This is a genomic window from Planotetraspora sp. GP83 (assembly GCF_041262585.1).
Classification (GTDB): Bacteria; Actinomycetota; Actinomycetes; order Streptosporangiales; family Streptosporangiaceae; genus JAOEGB01.
This window is the reverse complement of the sequence record NZ_JBGCBZ010000005.1, coordinates 304320-322388: the sequence shown is the minus strand read 5'-3', so window position 1 is coordinate 322388 and position 18069 is coordinate 304320. Positions and strand designations below refer to the sequence as shown.

The following is an 18069-nucleotide window of genomic DNA, read 5'->3' as shown; positions in this document are numbered from 1 at the left end:
GCTATCTTGCGACTACGTTGCGCACACGAGGCTTGAACTTTAGCAATCGTCCGCGACGGCAGAGGCGATAATGGCCAGATGAAGTTAAGGATCTTCACGGAACCGCAGCAGGGCTCGACGTACGACGACCTGCTCGCGGTGGCCCAGGCGACCGAGCGACTCGGGTTCGACGCGTTCTTCCGCTCCGACCACTACATGCGGATCGGGGCGGGCGACCCGGGTCCGGGTTCGAGTGACGCGTGGGTGACGCTGGCCGGCCTCGCGCGGGAGACCTCGCGCATCCGCCTCGGGACGCTGGTGACCCCCGCGACCTTCCGGCTCCCCGGACCGCTCGCGATCAGCGTGGCGGGCGTCGACCAGATGAGCGGCGGGCGGGTCGAGCTCGGCCTGGGCACCGGCTGGTTCGACGACGAGCACCTGGCGTACGGCATCCCGTTCCCGCCGGTCGGCGAGCGGTTCGAGCGCCTTGAGGAGCAGTTGGAGATCGTGACCGGCCTCTGGGCGGCGACCGAACCGTTCTCGTTCGAGGGCAGGCACTACCGCCTGGTGGATTCCCCGGCGCTGCCCAAGCCGGTGCAGCGGCCCCGCCCGCCCATCATCATGGGCGGCACCGGCGCGAAGCGGACGCCCAGGCTCGTCGCCCGGTTCGCGGACGAGTACAACGTCCCGTTCCGCGGCCTGGAGGACACCGGGACCGCCTACGACCGGGTGCGGGAGGCCTGCGGGGAGGCGGGACGCGGCTCGATCGTGCTGTCGGCCGCCCAGACGGTCTGCGTGGGAAGGGACGACGCGGAGATCGCCAGGCGTGCTGAGGCCATCGGGCAGGACCCGGCGCTGCTGCGGCCGGCCAGCCTCACGGGAACCCCCGCGGAGGTCGTGGACAAGATCGGCAAGTTCGCCGAGCTCGGCGCCGAGCGGATCTACCTCCAGGTGCTCGACCTCGCCGACCTCGACCACCTGGAGCTGATCGCGGCCGAGGTCCTGCCGCACGTCTGAGCGCCCCGAAAACGCGCGGCGGGCTCGTCCGCTCCGGCCGCTTATTTCGCTGGCGGGCAAATTAGGCGTCCGTCACACTTTCGGGGTGCTCCTCACCATTTCGACCACCGTCCGGCCTGCCACGGACCTCGGCTTCCTCCTGCACAAGCATCCCGACCGGGTGCGGGAGTTCGGCCAGTCGTTCGGCACTGCCACGGTCTTCTATCCGGAGGCTGGGGAGGACCGGTGCACGGCCGCCCTGCTGCTGGAGGTCGATCCGGTCCGGCTCGTGCGCTCGCGCGGGAAGTCGTCCCCCGACTTCTCGCTCGGGCAGTACGTCAACGACCGGCCGTACGCCGCGTCCTCGCTGCTCGCGGTGACCCTCGCTGACGTGTTCCGTACGGCACGGGCCGGGCGGTGCGTCTCCCGGCAGGAGCTCGCCGACCGTCCGATTCCGCTGGAGCTCTGCCTGCCCGCTCTGCCGTGCCGGGGTGGCGCCGACCTCGCGCACCGGCTGTTCGAGCCCCTCGGCTGGCAGGTGGAGGCGTCAGCCGTACCCCTCGATGAGGCGTTCCCCGAGTGGGGAGACTCCCGCTATGTACGGCTGACGCTGCGGGGAGAGGTGCGGCTGGCCGACGCGCTCAACCACCTCTACGTGCTGCTGCCGGTGCTGGACGACGCCAAGCACTACTGGGTCGCCGATGACGAGGTCGACAAGCTCATCCGCGCGGGGGAGGGCTGGCTGGCCGCCCACCCGGAGAAGCCGCTGATCGCCCGCCGCTACCTCGGCCGCCGATGGGCACTGGCCCGTACGGCTTTCGCCCGCCTGGCCGAGGTGGGGGACGACGTCGAGGAGGCCCTGGAGCCGCCCGTCGAGGAAGAGCCGCTGGAGCCGCCGGCGGGCGAGAAGCCCGTGGACCCGCCCGCCGACGCCGACGCCGACGTAGCCGCGGAGCCGATCGGGGGCGACGCGGCCGATCATCAGTCGATGGGGGACGACGCTGCGGCCGCCGAGGACGAGCGGAGGGTTCCGCTGAACGTCCTGCGCCGCGAGGCGGTCGTGTCGATCCTGGAGGAGATCGGCGCCCGCACCGTGATCGACCTCGGGTGCGGCTCGGGGCAACTGGTGTCCGCGCTGTTGAACGGGCCCGCGTTGGCCAAGGTCACAGGAGTGGACGTGTCGGCGCACGCGCTCGCTCTGGCGGCGCGCAGGCTCAAGCTCGACCGGATGCCGGAGGCCAAGCGGGCACGGTTGGAGCTGTTCCAGGGGTCACTGACCTACACCGATGCCCGGTTCGCCGGATATGACGCCGCCGTGCTGATGGAGGTCATCGAGCACGTCGACGCGCCGAGGTTGCCCGCGCTGGAGCGGGTGGTGTTCGGCGTGGCCAGGCCGGCCCACGTGATCGTCACTACGCCCAACGTGGAACACAACGTCAGGTACGAGTTCCTGGCGCCGGAGGAGGGCGGCCCAGCGGGGCGACGGCACCCGGACCACCGGTTCGAGTGGACTCGGGCCGAGTTCGCGGAGTGGGCCGCGGGGGTCGGCGAGACGTACGGATACGAGGTGGGCTTCCGGCCGGTGGGCGAGAACGACCCCGAGGTCGGCCCGCCGACCCAGATGGCCGTATTCACCCTCCATGGCGCGCGCAGTGCGTGATCATGCACAGGTTCCGGAGCTGGGCGATGACCGGAGCCTTCGTGGCGCGTGATCATGCACGGGTTCCCACGTACGGCCCTCTGCCTGCGGAGACTCTCTTCGTGATCTGGCAGTGGGCACCTAAGTGCATGATCACGAGTGACGTCTTTCGAGGTGAACGGGGATGGCGGGGAGGGTGTGCATGATCACCAAATCGATGTGGGCAGGTAGCGGGTCATCTGGAGGAACTTGTGCATGATCACGCGGGGCGGGCGGTGGCGGTGAGCGTGCCGGAGATGTCGCTCGTGGTGCTCGTCGGCATCTCCGGCAGCGGGAAGTCGACCTTCGCCGCGAAGCACTTCCTGCCGACCCAAGTCATCTCCTCGGACTTCTGCCGGGGTCTGGTGTCCGACGACGAGACCGACCAGGCCGCCACGCCGGACGCCTTCGACCTGCTCCACCACATCGTCGCCACCCGGCTCCGGCGCGGCCTGCTCACGGTCGTGGACGCCACCAACGTCCAGTGGGAGGCCCGTAAGAAGCTGATCGAGCTGGCCCGGAGCCATGACGTGCTGGCCGACGCGATCGTGCTCGACGTGCCCGAGGAGGTGGCGATCGCCCGAAACGCCGCCAGGCCGGACCGGCCCTTCGGCGCGCACGTCATCACGCGCCAGCGCAAGGACCTGCGGCGCTCCCTCGGCAAGATCAGCAAGGACGGTTTCCGCCGGGTCCACGTGCTGCGCGGCGACGACATCGCCAACGCCCTCATCACGTACGAGAAGGCCTGGACGGACCGGACCGAGCTCACCGGGCCCTTCGACATCATCGGCGACGTCCACGGGTGCCGATCCGAGCTGGAGACCCTGCTGCGCGAACTCGGCTGGGAGGTGACGCCCACGGGGGCGGTCCATCCCGAGGGCCGGACGGCGGTGTTCGTCGGCGACCTCGTCGACCGCGGCCCCGACACACCGGGCGTGCTCCGGCTGGTCATGGGGATGGTCGCGGCCGGCACCGCGCTGTGCGTCTCCGGCAACCACGAGCAGAAGCTCGTCCGGGCGCTCGACGGCCGCAAGGTCAGGGTCGCCCACGGCCTCGAGCGGTCGCTGGAGCAACTCGCCGCCGAGCCGGAGGAGTTCCGGACCGCCGCGAGGGCGTTCATGGACGGCCTCATCAGCCACTACCGGCTCGACGGCGGCAGGCTCGTCGTCGCCCACGCGGGGCTCAAGGAGGCATACCACGGGCGGGCGTCCGGCCGGGTCCGGGCCTTCGCCTTGTACGGCGACACCACGGGCGAGACCGACGAGTACGGTCTGCCGGTCAGGTACCCGTGGGCCAACGAGTACCGGGGCCGCGCCATGGTCGTCTACGGCCACACGCCGATTCCCGAGCCGGAGTGGGTCAACAACACGATCTGCCTGGACACCGGAGTGGTCTTCGGGGGGAGGCTGACCGCGCTCCGCTACCCCGAGCGCCGGCTCGTCTCCGTCCCGGCGGAGAAGGTGTGGTACGAGCCGGTCCGGCCGCTCACCTCTTCGGCGGCCCGGGATCCCGGCGTCCTCGACATCGGCGACGTGGACGGCACCCGATACGTCGAGACGAGGTACGGCGGACGCATCAAGATCGCAGAGGAGAACTCGCGAGCGGCTTTGGAGATCATGAGCCGGTTCGCCGTGGACCCCCGCTGGCTGGTCTACCTCCCGCCGACGATGGCCCCGCCGGAGACGTCCTCGCTCGACGGCTACCTGGAGCACCCGGCCGAGGCGTTCGAAGAGTTCGCCAGGGCCGGGGTGTCCCGGGTCGTGTGCGAGGAGAAGCACATGGGCTCGCGGGCGATAGCCGTACTGGCCAGGACTCCCGAGGCGGCGGCCAGGAGGTTCGGGGTCACGGACGGCTCGGCGGGGACCGTCTACACGCGCACCGGGCGCCCCTTCTTCGACGACCTCACCGCGGAACTGGTCGACCGGCTACGCGACGCGGTGAGCCCGCTCTGGGACGAGCTGCGATCGGACTGGGTGGTGCTCGACTGCGAGCTGCTGCCCTGGTCGGCGAAGGCGGAGGGGCTGATCCGCGACCAGTACGCCTCGGTGGGGGCGGCGGCCGGGGCGGCGCTGCCCGAGGTGATCCGGGCGCTGGAGACGGCGGCCGGGCGCGGCCTGGATGTAGGCGGTCAGCTGGTCCACGCCCGACGCCGTGCGGACAATGCTGCCCGCTTCCGCGACGCCTATGCGCGGTACTGCTGGCCGGTTTCCGGTCTCGACGGCGTACGGCTCGCGCCGTTCCAGATCCTCGCCTGCGAGGGCCGCGCGACGGCCGTGGAGGAGCCGCACGCGTGGCACCTGGACCTGCTCGGCCGCCTGGAGTCGGACATTGTCCCTCAAACCAGGCACGTCTTCGTCTCCCTCGACTCGGAGGAGGAGCGGGCCGCGGCCGTGGAGTGGTGGTCGGCCCTGACGGCGGAGGGAGGCGAGGGCATGGTCGTCAAGCCCGCCGACCCGCCGCACTCGGGAGACTCCGTACCCCTGGGTGATCCGATGGCGGCAGGGACGCCAGGGGCGAGGAGAAACCGGGTGCAGCCCGGGATCAAGGTGCGCGGGCGGGAGTACCTGAGGATCATCTACGGCCCTGACTACACCGAATCCCTCGACGTGCTGCGGCGGCGGTTCCCCGGCAAGAAACGCTCTCTGGCGCTGCGGGAGCATGCTCTGGGCCTCGAGGCGCTCACGCGGCTGGCCGAGGGAGACCCGCTCTGGCGGATCCACGAGGCGGTCTTCGCCGTCCTCGCGCTGGAGTCCGAGCCCGTGGACCCCCGGCTGTGAGCCCTTATCCCATCTCCTCCACGGCGCGGCCCTTCGTCTCGCGGATGAACGCGACGACGAAAGCGCCGGAGAGGACGGCGAAGCAGGCGTAGGCCGGTGCCCCGCCCCGAGTGACGCGACGGGGCGAGGGCGGACAAGGGGGCATTAGCATCTGGCCATGAATCCGACCAGGGCCGACCTCGAGGCGGCCAGAGGCGCGACGATCGACGACGTGCTCGGCCCCGGCCTCGACGTGCTGTTCTGCGGGATCAACCCCGGCCTCTACTCCGCGGCCACCGGCCACCATTTCGCCCGGCCCGGCAACCGGTTCTGGCCCGCGCTGCACCTGTCGGGCTTCGTGCCCCGCAGGCTCGCGCCGGGCGAACAGCACCTGCTCCCGTCGTACGGCCTCGGCATCACCAACATCGTCCCCCGGGCGACCGCGCGGGCCGACGAGCTGTCTGCGGAGGAGATCCGCGCGGGCGGTGTACGGCTGGCGCGGCTCGTCGAGGAGACGGGGCCCCGGACGCTGGCCGTAGCGGGGGTGTCGGCCTACCGGGTCGCCTTCGGCCGCCCACGGGCCAAGATCGGCCCACAGGACGACATGATCGGCGACGTGGCCCTGTGGGTCCTCCCCAACCCCAGCGGCCTCAACGCCTCATACCAGCTCGACCGGCTCGCGGAGGACTTCGCCTCGCTGCGCCGGGCGATCGAGTCGTTACCGTGCCGCCGGCGATGACCCCGTGGCGCGGTAGAGATCGCGCAGGAGGGCCGCTCAGGTGGAGATCCGGCTGATCTCCGGCGGCGGGAGCGGGGCGACATCCCGCTCGTAGTAGCCGATCATCCCTTCCGCCCTGGCGTACAGGTCGGCCAGGACGCGGACGCAGGGCTCGATGACGCGTGGGTCGGTGATCCGCCGCCCTCCGATGTGAGCGCCGATCTGGTCGTAGAGGATTTCGTACATCAGGTCGGGGCCGAGGATGAGCAGTTCGGGAAGCGGGGCCGCCCGCTCCAGATGTCGTACGGCGGGCGCGTGCAGCGCCCGCGCCCGCTCGCCCGCGCGGGTGCGCGCCGCCAGGAGGACGATCTCCCACTGCATGTACGGCGTGAGCGGCGTGTCGACGATTCGCAGGCGCCGGAGCTCGACATGGGGCGGCAGGTCGTCGGCGAACCGCATCTCCTCGATCAGGGCGAGGGCGCGGTTCCAGTCGCCCTCCATCATCGCGGCCCAGCTCGGCACGTCCGGCTCGTGGAAGTGCTGGGCGCGTTCCAGCTTCCACACCACGCCTTCCACGCGCTGGAAGCGCTCGTAGAATTCCGTTCGGTAATCTTCCGCGGCCAGGGTCTCTCCCGCGGCCTGCCTGACGTGTTCGATCGCCTCTCCGGGCATGAGGGCCTCCTCCGGCGCACGCCGAAATCGTTGGTCGGACCCGCACGTCAAAGGTCCAGCCCGGATCGTGGAACCTCGCGCGCCTTCGTCTTTCGCGAACGTCGTGCTGTCAGTTCCCAGTTGAGTTACTGCACACCGTCGTCTCCGTCGTGTCCAGCCTTCTGATCAGGATCTTCACCGTGGCCGGTCGTTCGGCCTCGTCCTGCGCCTCGAGCTCCGCTTCGGCTGGGTCCATCTCACCCTCCGTTGTCGGATGCGTTGTGGCCCCGTCATGGGCCCCGTTCTCCGCACGGCCGCACGCGTTCCCCCCGAGGGCGACAGGTCGATGGTTGGCCGCCGCCGATCTCCGGTCAAGACCCAAATCCCGTACGGCCAGGCAGAAGGTGCTCCGGTGGCCGGAGCGGGGCCACCTCGCGGTCGAAGAACGGCAGCAGGTCCTCCGCCTCGCCGTACAGGGAGATCACCGCGGCGCGGCAGGGGGTGACGACGCGGGCGTCGGTGATCCGGCGGGCGCCCGAGGCGGCGCCGACCTCGTCGTAGCAGACCTGGTACATCAGGTCGGGGCCGAATATCACGAGCTCGGGGAGCGTCGTCATCTGCTCCAGGCGCGCGACGGCGGACGCCGGGAGCACCCTGATGGCCTCCCCGGCCGACACGCGGATCGCGAAGACGTGTGCTTCCCACTGGAGGTAGGGAGTGAGGGGCAGCTCCACGACACGCAGGCGCAGGAACCTCGGAAGCCCGCGGTACATCTCGGTCAGCGGGCCGCGCATCTCCTCGATGAGCGCGAGCGAGCGGGGCCAGTCACCCTCGGCGGCCGCCCGCCAGCTCGCCACGTCGGACTCGTGGAAGTGCTGCGCCCGCTCAAGCTTCCAGACCTCCTCCTCGGCGCCGCCGTAGACCTCGTCGAACTCGGCCTGGTAGTCGGCCAGCGGCAGAACCGTCCCCTCGGCCCGCCATACGTGATCGAAGACGTCGGCCCGCATCACGGCTTCTCCTCGGTGATCCGGTCAGTGATCCGGCCCGTGCCGGTGAGCTTGCCGCTGTGTCCGCCGGCGAAGACTCCGGTGAGCGTCTTCGCCGCCGTCTTCTTCACGGTCCGGGCGGCCTGGCGTGCCCGCGGCCCGTGGCGGCGCCACCACGCTCCGGCCCACAGGAGCTGGAAGGCGCCGACGACCGCCACGACCACGACCGCGTCCATCGCCGCGAACGGATCGACCGGACCGGACCGGCCGGCCACCAGACCGGTCAGCACGTCCGTCGCGTGGGCGAGCAGGCCGGCCGCGGCCGGATACGTGACCGTCGCCGCCACGGCCAGGCACACCCCCGTCCCGGCGACGAGCAGCGCCGTGTAGGCCCGCACCCAGCGGCCCTCCCCCCGCGGCAGCCGCGCCAGCGGATCCTCGGACGGGTGCAGGAGAGCCCGCTTGCCGATGTGCCCCGCATACGCCAGGGCGTCGCCGTACAGGTCGTGGCAACGGGTGAGGTCCTGCAGGACGAAGTAGAGGTCGGTACGCATGAACACGAGGAGCTGCGTGGACAGCATGGTCAGCGTCGTCAGCGCGACGACCGACAGCGCGGGACGCGGCCCGAGGAGCACGCCCAGCACCACGCAGGCCGCGCACAGACCGGCATCGAGAGCCATGCCGGCGAGGTAGACCGTCAGCCGCACGCGGCGCTCGGCCAGCCAGATGCCCGACACCTCCGTCTGGGCCGTCAGGAACTGCAGGCGCGTCCCGAGCGTGATGCGTCCCGGCACTCCGGCGGCGCGCGCCGTGCAGAGATGCGCCAGCTCATGCAGGAAGATCAGCGACCACCCCGCCCAGACCTGTGTGAGCAGCACGGGCGTGCCTCGCTCACTCCAGAGCAGCTCCCGCCATCCCGGCACGGCGCCCGGCCGCAGGACGGCGGCGACGATCCCGGTCACGACCACGGCGCCGACGACGACGTGCAGCACCGGGCTCAGCGTCCACCGGACGTGCGCCGGCCGCAGCCACGGAAAGGTCGGCGGCGGGGGAGCGGCGGCCCAAAGGGGCCGTCCGTCCAGCGCGGCCACCAGGCCCGCCCCGGCGAGGCCCTCGACGAAGCCGTCCACGTCCAGGCGTGTCCCCGTCTCCTCGCGGAGACGTCGCTCGGCCTCCTGGACCGTCGCGCCCTCCTGGAGGAGCCGGACGACCCGCATTCCCTCGTACGGCACGGCCACGAAGTCGCCGGTGCTCCTCCGGCCGACGATCCACTCCTCGCGATCCCGCCGGAACTCGAGCTCGTGCAACTCGACCCGGATGAGCGTCATGGAGAACCTCCCGCCTCCCGCCGGCCGAGACCCGAGCAGCGGGATCAGGCCGAAGTGGATCGCGTTGATCAGCGCGAGCCCGGGTGAGCGGTCGCGTCCACGCGGGAAGGCCCACTCACCCGGCCCGGGCCGTCGGTGTCAGGCGGAGTTCCCCTGGCTGAAGGCCGTCGTCTCGATCTTGTCGAGCCTGCGGATCACGATTTCGGCGGGGGAGTCCGGCTCGTCAGCGCGCTCGGGGAGCGCTGTGTCTTGCTCGGGTGGGTTCATCGAACACCTTCCGCCGGTCGGCTGGGTCGGACCTCGCGCGAGAAAACAGGCCGATCATCATGCGGCTGACTTGACCGGTCAAGGCCCAAAATCGCTGAACCGCTCCTCCTGGGGCCGTGCACCGCCGGGGCCCCCGCAGACCGGGCATTCCGGACGGGGCGGATGGCGGACCCAGACGTGATGGTCGGGGGCGATGAGGTTGAGCCCGGCGACCGTTCCCGTGGCCGGTTCCGGCACTCCGGTGATCAGGGAGATCACCGCGTGGGCGACCAGATGGCCGGAGATGCCGGCCGAGGTGGCGACCACGCCGGGTCCTCCCAGGTCCACGGGCAGGCCGGGCCGGCGGCGGCGCGCCTCCCCCTCGGAGAGGCACTCGTAGCAGGCTCCCTGTCCGCGGGCGAACGTCCCCACGGTGACCAGTGGGCCGTTGTAGCCGCCGCCGACCCACGGGACGCCGGCGGCGGCGCAGGCCCGGTTCGCCCAGATCCGGATGCCCTGCCCGCGCGGCTCGTCGGCGCACAGCGCGAGCACGTCGCAGCCCTCCAGGAGGGCGGCCAGCTCGGCCTCGCTCCTGATCATGCGACGCTCGCCGGTGACCTCGATCTCGCTGTTCACGCGCCGCAACGCGGCCACCGCGGTCTCGACCTTCGGGCCGCCGATGTCGGCCTCGGTGTAGAGCACCTGGCGGTTGAGGTTCGACAGCTCCACCACGTCCGCGTCGACGCAGTGCAGGCGGCCCACGCCGGACGCCGCCAGCGCCCAGGCGGCATGGCTGCCGGTGCCGCCGAGGCCGATCACCACGACGCGGGCCCGCTTGAGCCGGAGCTGCGCCTCCCAGCAATGGGCGCGCGGCGTCAGATCGACCTGGTGGAAGAAGGCCTGGCTCCTGCCGTACCTTTCCCGCTCGGGCTCGCTCAGCTCCTCGGGGACCTGGGCCGACGCGTCCTCCACATGGCCCGAGGCGATCAGCGCGCGCACGATGTCCCGCGCCTCGGCCACCGAGACGCCGGGAAGGGAGCGGCACATGACCTCGGCGATGTCGTCGGGCGTGCGCGTGCCGTCCATGAGCGTCAGCGCCGCCCACGCGCCGCCCAGCGGGTCGGTGATCTCGGTGGCCAGTCCGTAGATCTCGCCTCCGATCCGCACCGTGCCGTCCTCGAACCTGAACGGCTCGTGCTTCTGCTTGACCCGTGGCAACTGCACCTGTCCCGGTCCCCTCGCGAAACGGCCGGCGGGACGGGGATTCCGTCCCGCCGTCTGCTCGTAGTCACGCGTTCAGAACCGTGGCCGCGCCGGTCGAGAGTAAGTGCCGGGCTGCGGACCGTGACCGGTTCCGCACGACACATCTCATCTGTCGCCGCGTTGTTCAAGACCCAATTCCGCGGCGATGGTGGTGGTGCCACCCGCCACGCCGGCGACCGTGCCCGTGGCGGTGGCGGACCAGGCCCACCAGGGCCATGATCAGCGCGCCGAAGAACAGCAGCTTGACCGCGGCGAACAGCGGCCAGGCCGCGCCGGAAACGAGGGCGGCGACCACCAGCGCCGCCAGGACGAGCGGCACCACCCGGGGCCCGCCCCCGCGAGCACGGCGCCGGTAGGCCCGCCGACGCGACTCGGCCACGCTCCACCCGGCTGGGGGCCCGCTCCGCATCGCCAGATCACCCCGGCCCCCGGGCCACTGCCACTCACCGGGCCCGTACGCCATGCCGTACGGAGCTCCGGACAGCCCCGGGCCGCCGAACGGGCGCCCGGAGGCGTGCGCTCCCGGAAAGCCGTACGCCTGGGGCAGGTCGTGCGGGCCGTACGCCTCGGGCAGGTCGGCCGTGACCCGTCGCAGGTCGCCGGCGGTGCGTGCGGAGAAGACCGCGTCGAGGCGGTCGTCGAGCTCGTCACGGGTGATCCGGCCCTGCGCGAACGCGTCATGCAGGACCCGGGTCACCTCGTCACGCTCTTGGTCGCCGATCCGCAGATCGTCCCGGGAGACCATGTCCGTCACTCCTCGTCCCCTACTCTTCGGAGGGGTCGCCGTCGGCGAGAATCTGGTAGAGCTTCCGCCGGGTCTCGGTCAGCACCTGCTTGGCCTGCTTGATCTGGCCGTCGGTGCCGGCCTGCGCGATCTGGAACAGCGCGGACGCCGCCTGGCGGGACAGGGCGAACAGCTCGTGGACGTTGTCCCCGATGTCGGGCGTCATGTCCTCCCACGGCGCGCGGACCTCGTCCGGGTGCTCCGCGACGTACGCCCGGCCGGCCTCGGTGAGCTGGAAGGTCTTGCGGCCGTCCATCTCCTCGGCACGGACCAGGCCCTCGTCGGTGAGCTGCTGCAGGGCGGGGTAGACCGCGCCGGGGCTCGGCTTCCACCCTCCCTCGCTGCGCGCCGCGATCTCCTGAATGATCTGGTAGCCGTTGCGCGGCTCCTCGGCCAGCAGCGCGAGGATGGCGGCGCGGACGTCGCCGCGCTTGGCCTTGCGGCCCATCCGGAAGCCCCGGCCTCCGAAGGGGAAGCCTCCCGGACCGAACGGCCCGCCGGGCCCGAAGCCGCCTCCGCCCGGGCCGCCCCATGGGCCGCGCCCCCGAGGGCCGCCCCTGTGCCGGCGGTCGTGCGGCCCCTCTTGCTGGCCGTGGATGCCGTGGTGGTCCCCGTGGCCGTGGTGGTCGTGTCCTTCATCCGAGTGGTGCTGCCACATCGCGGCCCCCTTGAGAAAGCTGGCGTGCAGTGCTCGCCGCATCTGGCGGCGGATGTCGGCGGGAGGGCGCCTGTCTGAGGAGAAGCCCCAGGGTCCTCCCATGGCGTAGATCGTCATGTCATCCCCCTTGCTGAACGTTCTTGATGGCTCAAAGATATATCGAGAACATTCTAATAACAAGCCCGCCGACGAGAGTGACACACATCACGTGAAACTTTTCCGAGGCGGGAACATGGCCCGAGACCTCCGCGTTATCACCAGCGAGACGGGAGCGTTCTGCTCTGAGAGGGCTGGGGGGTGCTCTCGGAGCGGAACGGTCCCGTCTTTTGCGTTCCCGGCTCCCGGGGTCCCAGCGACACGCCGCATGGTTCGAGCATTTTGTCGGTGCTTTGCCGTACAGTCTCCGGCGTGATCTTGTCATGATGGGGCATTCGCACGCTCTCAGCGGGGCCGCGGTGTGGCTCGCGGTCACGCCGGCCCTGATGGCCCTCCCGGGGATCCTGGAGCACCCGGAGCTCGCGACCGTGACCGGGACCGTGCTGACCCCGCCCGAGCTGGTCGCGGGGGCGGTCGTCTGCGCCGGCGCCGCCATGCTGCCCGATCTCGACCATCCGAGCGCCACCATCGCGCAGGCCTTCGGCCCGGCGACATGGCTGCTCAGCAGGGGCGTCAACTTCGTCAGCGGCGGGCACAGGCACGCCACCCACTCACTGCTGTTCGCGGTGTTCGCGGGCGTCGGCGCCCATCTGCTGGCCCAGCGTTACCCGGTCGGGCGCGACATCATGATCGTCTTGATGATCGGGCTGGCGCTGCGCGCCGTCGGGATCGGGGTGCCGGGACACACGATCACCTCCGCGCTGGTCAACGTGGCGCTGACCGCCGGCCTGTTCGTCACCTTCCACATGATGGGCGTGACCTACTCCTGGCTCGGGTTCGCCATAGGTGTCGGCTGCCTGGTGCACGTCATCGGCGACTGCCTGACCGAGCGCGGCTGCCCGGTGCTGTGGCCGATCAAGGGGCGGTGGCTGCTGCCGTTCGACATCGGGATCAAGACGGGGAAGACGTTCGAGAAGAAGATCCTCGGGCCCGTCTTGTCGGTCGCCGTGCTCGCCTTACTGTGCCTGCGGCTCATGCCCGCCTGAGCGGCGGGGGCCGGACCCGGACGGTGCGGGTCTGGACGACGGTACGGGTTCGGCGTCGGTCCGGCGTCGGTCCGGCGTCGGTCCGGCGTCGGTCCGGTGTGGACTCCGGGCGCGGAAACGCCGGCCCGAAAGCATGAACGCGGAAAAATCCGCCTTTTCCTGGTCGGGATGTGCCACGCCGGAGGCGTACTCATCAGTAACTTGATGTCGAGATAACCATCGGGATATCTTGATGTCGAGACATCCGCCGACTTAGGTCAGCCTAACTGCCTTGAGTGTTCCGAAGGTGCGGCAGGATGCATACGCGAACTTTTGACAAGCCCGGAAAGTTGGGGAGGCGAACTTCGTGTCCGCGAACAGCTTCGGCAGCCGTGACACGCTGCGCGTCGGTGAGGCGTCGTACGAGATCTACCGGCTGGACGCCGTCGAGGGGTCCGCGCGCCTCCCGTACAGCTTGAAGATCCTGCTGGAGAACCTGCTCCGCACCGAGGACGGCGCGAACATCACCGCCGACCACATCCGCGCGGTCGGCGACTGGGACCCGAACGCGGCGCCGAGCGTGGAGATCCAGTTCACCCCGGCGCGCGTGATCATGCAGGACTTCACCGGCGTGCCCTGCGTCGTCGACCTCGCCACCATGCGCGAGGCGGTCCGCGACCTCGGCGGCGACCCCGCCAGGATCAACCCGCTCGCCCCCGCCGAGATGGTCATCGACCACTCCGTCATCGTCGACTACTTCGGCCACCCGGACTCCTTCGCCCGCAACGTCGAGAGGGAGTACGAGCGCAACCGCGAGCGGTACCAGTTCCTGCGCTGGGGCCAGACGGCGTTCGACGAGTTCAAGGTCGTCCCGCCGGGCACCGGCATCGTGCACCAGGTCAACATCGAGCACCTGGCCCGCGTGGTGATGACCCGCGAGGGGAAGGCGTACCCCGACACCTGCGTCGGGACCGACTCGCACACCACCATGGAGAACGGCATCGGCGTCCTCGGCTGGGGCGTCGGCGGCATCGAGGCCGAGGCCGCGATGCTCGGCCAGCCGATCTCCATGCTGATTCCGCGTGTGGTCGGCTTCAGGCTGACCGGGAAGCTGCCCGCCGGCGCGACGGCCACCGACCTCGTGCTCACGATCACCGAGATGCTGCGCAAGCACGGCGTCGTCGGGAAGTTCGTCGAGTTCTACGGCGAGGGCGTGTCCAGCGTGCCGCTGGCCAACCGCGCCACGATCGGCAACATGAGCCCCGAGTTCGGCTCGACCTGCGCCATCTTCCCGATCGACGGGCAGACGATCGACTACCTCACGCTCACCGGCCGCCCGGCGGAGCAGGTCGCGCTCGTCGAGGCGTACGCCAAGGAGCAGGGCCTCTGGCTCGACCCGTCGGCGCCCGAGCCGGTCTTCTCCGAGTACATCGAGCTCGACCTGGCCACGGTCGTCCCGTCGATCGCCGGTCCGAAGCGGCCGCAGGACCGCATCGCGCTCGCCGACGCCAAGCAGGCCTGGCGCGCGGCCGTCCGCGACTACACTCCGGGCGACAGCATCCAGGGCCCGGCCGACGAGGCGTCCGCCGAGTCGTTCCCCGCGTCCGACTCCCCGGCGATCTCGCACAGCGGCAACGGCGACGTCCCGCACGCCGCCCATCTGAACGGCCGCCGGCCGCACAGGCCGACCCCGGTCACGCTGGCGGACGGCACGTCGTTCGAGATCGACCACGGCGTCGTGACGATCGCCGCGATCACCTCGTGCACCAACACCTCGAACCCGTACGTGATGCTCGGCGCGGCCCTGCTCGCCAAGAACGCCGTGGACAAGGGCCTGACCCGCAAGCCGTGGGTCAAGACCTCGCTCGCTCCGGGATCGCAGGTCGTCACCGGCTACTTCGAGCGTTCCGGGCTCACGCCCTACCTCGACAAGCTCGGCTTCAACCTGGTCGGCTACGGCTGCACGACCTGCATCGGCAACTCCGGCCCGCTGGAGCCGGAGATCTCCGAGGCCATCCAGTCCGCCGACCTCGCGGTGACCGCGGTGCTGTCCGGCAACCGCAACTTCGAGGGCCGGATCAACCCGGACGTCAAGATGAACTACCTCGCCTCGCCGCCGCTCGTCGTGGCCTACGCGCTGGCCGGGACGATGGACATCGACCTCAACAACGAGCCGCTCGGCACGGGCGCCGACGGGCAGCCGGTGTTCCTCAAGGACATCTGGCCCTCGCCGGAGGAGGTCGCCTCGGTGGTCGCCGACTCGATCGGCCAGGACATGTTCCTGCGGGACTACGCCGACGTGTTCAAGGGCGACGAGAACTGGCAGTCGCTGCCGATCCCGACCGGCAACACCTTCGAGTGGGACCCCGCCTCGACCTACGTGCGCAAGGCGCCGTACTTCGACGGGATGCCCGCCACGCCGGAGCCGGTGTCGGACATCTCCGGCGCCCGGGTGCTGGCCCTGCTCGGCGACTCGGTCACGACCGACCACATCTCGCCCGCCGGTTCGATCAAGCCGGACTCCCCGGCCGGTCGCTACCTGCGCGAGAACGGCGTCGAGGTCAAGGACTTCAACTCCTACGGCTCCCGCCGGGGCAACCACGAGGTCATGATCCGCGGCACCTTCGCCAACATCCGGCTGAAGAACCTGCTGCTCGACGGCGTGGAGGGCGGGTTCACCCGGGACTTCACCGAGGGCGGGGAGCAGTCGTTCATCTACGACGCGTCGCAGAACTACCAGGCGGCCGGCATCCCGCTCGTCGTCCTGGCGGGCAAGGAGTACGGCTCGGGGTCGTCCCGTGACTGGGCCGCCAAGGGCACCGCGCTGCTCGGCGTCCGCGCCGTCATCGCCGAGTCCTACGAGCGCATCCACCGGTCGAACCTGATCGGCATGGGCGTGCTGCCGCTCCAGTTCCCCGAGGGGCAGACGGCGGCCTCGCTGGGCCTCACCGGCGAGGAGACCTTCGACATCATCGGGATCGAGGAGCTCAACAAGGGCACGACGCCCGCCACCGTGACCGTGCGGGCCGGTGACGTCGAGTTCCAGGCCGTCGTCCGGATCGACACCCCGGGAGAGGCCGACTACTACCGCCACGGCGGCATCATGCAGTACGTCCTGCGCTCCCTGCTCGCCAAGAGCTGACGCCCGAAGCCCTAAGCCGCTCCGGGACCCTCCGTCCCCGGGGCGGCTTTGGCGCTCCTACGGCCGCAGCAGACGGTTGAAAACCACGTTCATCCGGTCGAGCAACGCGTCATCGACGTGGCCGATCCGGCGCTGCAGCCGCCGGACGGAGATGCTTCCCAGCTGCTCCATCATGGCCCAACTGGGCTTGTCCAGGCCTGTGCCGCTCGCGCTCACCTCGACGTGATAAGGCCAGTCGCGTCGTGTGGTGGTGAGGGGCGCCGCGAACAGGAGGCCGAGCGGGACGCTGTTGACGGCTGCGCCGCTCATCACCACGGCGGGGCGGATGCCGCCCTGCTCGCGGCCGACTGAGCCGGTGAAGTCAGTCAGCCAAATGTCTCCGCGGGTGATTCTCATCGTGCTCCTGAGGGGTGAGATAGGAGGAGAAGTCCTCCGGTTCGAGGCCGTCTCCGGTGGCGTTGTCGAAGATCGCCGTCTCGGCCAGGTAGTCGGCCCAGGCCTCCGGGTCTGCCTGAGTCCGAGCTACAGCCGCCGCGCACTCCTCGACGAACTTCTTGTGCTCGTAGTCCGCGACGGCGTCGTCGATCACTGCGGTCATGGGCCTGCCTTCCTGCTTGGCGATTTCCGCGATCTTGTCGCGAGTAACGGTGCTGACCCGGATCGTCGTGTGCTTCGGCTCGTGCTTCGGCTCGGTGCTCATACAGGCGAAGCTACATTCGGGTCTACAAGTCGGTCTATGGCCATGTCGTCATCTGGAAGTTTAGGGACGTTCGATTACTCTCGCAACAACTTTCCGTTACTGTCGGTGATTGTCTGGCTTTCTCGCTCCAGAGGCCGCGGCGGATAACCGGTTGCGGTGCGGGGATGGCGGGCCGTTAGGGTCTGCGGCCATGACCCATGACGCGTTGTCGCTGCTCATAGCGGGATTGGCCGTCTTCACCGGGGCGGTGGTGCAGGGTGGGGTGGGGTTCGGGCTCGGGCTGGTCGCCTCGCCCCTGCTCACGCTGCTCGACCCCACCGTCATGCCCGGCGCCGTGCAGGTCGTCAACGCGACGCTCCCGTTGTTCACGCTGGCGGCCGAATGGCGCCGGGTGGACTGGCGCGGCCTCGGCTTCGCCGTACTGGGCAGGGTGCCGGGCAGCGTCATCGGCGGGTTCGTCGTGGTCTACGTGAGCACGCGTGTGCTGGGCGTGCTCATCGGCGTCATGGTCGTGATCGCGGTCGTGCTGACCGCCAGGGCGGTGTCGCTGCCGCGGAACGGCCGCACCCTCACGGCTGCCGGGTTCATCTCCGGGATCACCGGTACAGCGACGGGCATCGGTGGGCCGCCCATGGGTCTCGTCTACCAGAGCGCCAAGGGCCCGCAGATCCGGGCCACCCTGGCGATGTTCTTCTTCCTGAGCGCCGTGCAGTCGCTCGGCATCCTGGCCTTCGTCGGGAAACTGCCCGTCAGGACCCTCGGGACCGGGGCGGCGCTGATCCCCTTCGTGATCCTCGGGTACGCCGTCTCCGGTCCGGTGCGCCGCTACCTCGACGGCGGCCGGGTCCGCGCCGCCGTGCTGGGTATCGCCGCTCTGTCCGCGTGCGTGCTCATCGGCCAGAGCCTCGCCCGTTGAGGGAAAGACCCATTGAGCCGTCGTTTCGTCATTGTTACTGCGGACAACAAACGTTACCTTCCTGTGTCTATCACCACCATGACTTCTGGCTTACGTTGTCTCAAACAACATTCCCTGGAGCGGTGATGGCCGTGACCCGGCTCTGCC

At 70.3% G+C, this 18069-nt stretch carries 17 protein-coding genes; 7 read left to right on the top strand and 10 right to left on the bottom strand.

Annotated features, from left to right (window positions below):
* Positions 1–78: 78 nt before the first annotated feature.
* The 4 genes from ABH927_RS10050 to mug all read left to right on the top strand — a co-directional run bounded on the left by ABH927_RS10050 (position 79) and on the right by mug (position 6148).
* Positions 79–996, top strand: a complete 918-nt coding sequence (locus ABH927_RS10050) for an LLM class F420-dependent oxidoreductase (RefSeq protein ID WP_370020136.1) — start codon at positions 79–81, stop codon at positions 994–996.
* An 85-nt stretch (positions 997–1081) separates the two neighbouring features.
* The gene (locus tag ABH927_RS10045; RefSeq protein ID WP_370020134.1) at positions 1082–2635 is read left to right on the top strand and encodes a 3' terminal RNA ribose 2'-O-methyltransferase Hen1; all 1554 of its coding nucleotides are present in this window, start codon (positions 1082–1084) and stop codon (positions 2633–2635) included.
* A gap of 275 nt (positions 2636–2910) precedes the next feature.
* Complete coding sequence (locus tag ABH927_RS10040) at positions 2911–5430, top strand: polynucleotide kinase-phosphatase (protein ID WP_370020241.1); 2520 nt, start codon at positions 2911–2913, stop codon at positions 5428–5430.
* A gap of 157 nt (positions 5431–5587) precedes the next feature.
* Complete coding sequence (gene mug, locus ABH927_RS10035; RefSeq protein ID WP_370020133.1) at positions 5588–6148, top strand: G/U mismatch-specific DNA glycosylase; 561 nt, start codon at positions 5588–5590, stop codon at positions 6146–6148.
* A 36-nt stretch (positions 6149–6184) separates the two neighbouring features.
* Here mug and ABH927_RS10030 read toward each other — a convergent pair whose 3' ends face one another.
* The 8 genes from ABH927_RS10030 to ABH927_RS09995 form a co-directional block, all read right to left on the bottom strand.
* Positions 6185–6799, bottom strand: a complete 615-nt coding sequence (locus ABH927_RS10030) for a DUF6879 family protein (RefSeq protein WP_370020131.1) — start codon at positions 6797–6799, stop codon at positions 6185–6187.
* A 109-nt stretch (positions 6800–6908) separates the two neighbouring features.
* Positions 6909–7034 (bottom strand): hypothetical protein, encoded by a 126-nt coding sequence (locus ABH927_RS10025; RefSeq protein ID WP_370020129.1) that lies wholly within the window; start codon positions 7032–7034, stop codon positions 6909–6911.
* Positions 7035–7149: 115 nt separating this feature from the next.
* Positions 7150–7785 (bottom strand): DUF6879 family protein, encoded by a 636-nt coding sequence (locus tag ABH927_RS10020; RefSeq protein ID WP_370020127.1) that lies wholly within the window; start codon positions 7783–7785, stop codon positions 7150–7152.
* Positions 7785–9092 carry a hypothetical protein gene (locus ABH927_RS10015; RefSeq protein ID WP_370020125.1) on the bottom strand — a complete coding sequence of 436 codons (1308 nt, stop codon included), beginning with the start codon at positions 9090–9092 and terminating at the stop codon, positions 7785–7787. The genes ABH927_RS10020 and ABH927_RS10015 overlap by 1 nt, the downstream gene beginning before the upstream one ends.
* A gap of 138 nt (positions 9093–9230) precedes the next feature.
* Complete coding sequence (locus ABH927_RS10010; protein ID WP_370020123.1) at positions 9231–9359, bottom strand: hypothetical protein; 129 nt, start codon at positions 9357–9359, stop codon at positions 9231–9233.
* 78 nt (positions 9360–9437) lie between these two features.
* Complete coding sequence (locus ABH927_RS10005) at positions 9438–10562, bottom strand: ThiF family adenylyltransferase (RefSeq protein ID WP_370020121.1); 1125 nt, start codon at positions 10560–10562, stop codon at positions 9438–9440.
* Positions 10563–10725: 163 nt separating this feature from the next.
* Positions 10726–11346 carry a DUF1707 domain-containing protein gene (locus ABH927_RS10000; protein ID WP_370020119.1) on the bottom strand — a complete coding sequence of 207 codons (621 nt, stop codon included), beginning with the start codon at positions 11344–11346 and terminating at the stop codon, positions 10726–10728.
* Positions 11347–11365: 19 nt separating this feature from the next.
* Positions 11366–12160, bottom strand: a complete 795-nt coding sequence (locus ABH927_RS09995; protein ID WP_370020117.1) for a PadR family transcriptional regulator — start codon at positions 12158–12160, stop codon at positions 11366–11368.
* A gap of 302 nt (positions 12161–12462) precedes the next feature.
* Here ABH927_RS09995 and ABH927_RS09990 point away from each other — a divergent pair, with 302 nt between their 5' ends.
* Positions 12463–13185 (top strand): metal-dependent hydrolase, encoded by a 723-nt coding sequence (locus ABH927_RS09990; RefSeq protein WP_370020115.1) that lies wholly within the window; start codon positions 12463–12465, stop codon positions 13183–13185.
* 346 nt (positions 13186–13531) lie between these two features.
* Complete coding sequence (locus tag ABH927_RS09985; protein ID WP_370020114.1) at positions 13532–16306, top strand: aconitate hydratase; 2775 nt, start codon at positions 13532–13534, stop codon at positions 16304–16306.
* Positions 16307–16363: 57 nt separating this feature from the next.
* Here the strand turns inward: ABH927_RS09985 and ABH927_RS09980 are convergent, their stop codons facing one another.
* Positions 16364–16702 carry a type II toxin-antitoxin system PemK/MazF family toxin gene (locus tag ABH927_RS09980; protein ID WP_370020112.1) on the bottom strand — a complete coding sequence of 113 codons (339 nt, stop codon included), beginning with the start codon at positions 16700–16702 and terminating at the stop codon, positions 16364–16366.
* The gene (locus ABH927_RS09975; RefSeq protein ID WP_370020110.1) at positions 16668–17006 is read right to left on the bottom strand and encodes a hypothetical protein; all 339 of its coding nucleotides are present in this window, start codon (positions 17004–17006) and stop codon (positions 16668–16670) included. The genes ABH927_RS09980 and ABH927_RS09975 overlap by 35 nt, the downstream gene beginning before the upstream one ends.
* 190 nt (positions 17007–17196) lie before the next feature.
* Between ABH927_RS09975 and ABH927_RS09970 the strand changes: the two genes are divergently transcribed.
* The gene (locus ABH927_RS09970) at positions 17197–17922 is read left to right on the top strand and encodes a sulfite exporter TauE/SafE family protein (protein WP_370020108.1); all 726 of its coding nucleotides are present in this window, start codon (positions 17197–17199) and stop codon (positions 17920–17922) included.
* Positions 17923–18069: the final 147 nt, after the last annotated feature.

Bases quoted from the DNA above. Each gene is read 5' to 3' on its own strand.
- ABH927_RS09970 (WP_370020108.1), top strand. From the start codon at position 17,197: ATGACCCATGACGCGTTGTCGCTGCTCATAGCGGGATTGGCCGTCTTC.
- ABH927_RS10000 (WP_370020119.1), bottom strand. From the start codon at position 11,346: ATGGTCTCCCGGGACGATCTGCGGATCGGCGACCAAGAGCGTGACGAG.
- ABH927_RS09975 (WP_370020110.1), bottom strand. From the start codon at position 17,006: ATGAGCACCGAGCCGAAGCACGAGCCGAAGCACACGACGATCCGGGTC.
- ABH927_RS10030 (WP_370020131.1), bottom strand. From the start codon at position 6,799: ATGCCCGGAGAGGCGATCGAACACGTCAGGCAGGCCGCGGGAGAGACC.
- ABH927_RS10010 (WP_370020123.1), bottom strand. From the start codon at position 9,359: ATGAACCCACCCGAGCAAGACACAGCGCTCCCCGAGCGCGCTGACGAG.
- ABH927_RS10050 (WP_370020136.1), top strand. From the start codon at position 79: ATGAAGTTAAGGATCTTCACGGAACCGCAGCAGGGCTCGACGTACGAC.
- ABH927_RS10025 (WP_370020129.1), bottom strand. From the start codon at position 7,034: ATGGACCCAGCCGAAGCGGAGCTCGAGGCGCAGGACGAGGCCGAACGA.
- ABH927_RS10020 (WP_370020127.1), bottom strand. From the start codon at position 7,785: ATGCGGGCCGACGTCTTCGATCACGTATGGCGGGCCGAGGGGACGGTT.
- ABH927_RS09995 (WP_370020117.1), bottom strand. From the start codon at position 12,160: ATGACGATCTACGCCATGGGAGGACCCTGGGGCTTCTCCTCAGACAGG.
- ABH927_RS10040 (WP_370020241.1), top strand. From the start codon at position 2,911: ATGTCGCTCGTGGTGCTCGTCGGCATCTCCGGCAGCGGGAAGTCGACC.
- mug (WP_370020133.1), top strand. From the start codon at position 5,588: ATGAATCCGACCAGGGCCGACCTCGAGGCGGCCAGAGGCGCGACGATC.
- ABH927_RS09980 (WP_370020112.1), bottom strand. From the start codon at position 16,702: ATGAGAATCACCCGCGGAGACATTTGGCTGACTGACTTCACCGGCTCA.
- ABH927_RS09990 (WP_370020115.1), top strand. From the start codon at position 12,463: ATGATGGGGCATTCGCACGCTCTCAGCGGGGCCGCGGTGTGGCTCGCG.
- ABH927_RS10015 (WP_370020125.1), bottom strand. From the start codon at position 9,092: ATGACGCTCATCCGGGTCGAGTTGCACGAGCTCGAGTTCCGGCGGGAT.